The sequence below is a fragment of the Arthrobacter sp. LAPM80 genome (assembly GCF_046736435.1).
GTDB lineage: Bacteria > Actinomycetota > Actinomycetes > Actinomycetales > Micrococcaceae > Specibacter.
The window spans coordinates 1-296 of sequence record NZ_JBCHVD010000083.1; the positions used below are offsets into that span (position 1 = coordinate 1).

Annotated in this window: 1 protein-coding gene; it reads right to left on the minus strand. The window is 66.6% G+C overall.

Annotation, left to right across the window (positions count from 1 at the left end):
• A partial coding sequence (locus tag AAGW05_RS18625) for an IS3 family transposase (RefSeq protein WP_411806043.1) occupies window positions 1–296 on the minus strand: 296 nt, incomplete at both ends.

The following is a 296-nucleotide window of genomic DNA, read 5'->3' on the forward strand; positions in this document are numbered from 1 at the left end:
AGGGCCCGGGAGTGCAGGTCGATGACGGTGGCCAGGTACGCCCAGCCATCCCACGTCTTAATGTACGTGATGTCTCCGCACCAGGCAGTGTCTGGCTCAGTGGCCGTGAAGTTGCGCTTGATCAAATCCGGCGCGTCCACCGGTTTCTCACCGGCAACAGTGGTGACTTTCCAGGCCTTGGGATGGCGTCCCTGCAGCTGCGCGGCACGCATCAGCCGGTGGACTCGCTTGGGGCTGATGCGCCAGCCAGCGGCCGTCAGGTGGGCCCAGGTGCGGCGCACGCCGGGGTTGCCGTC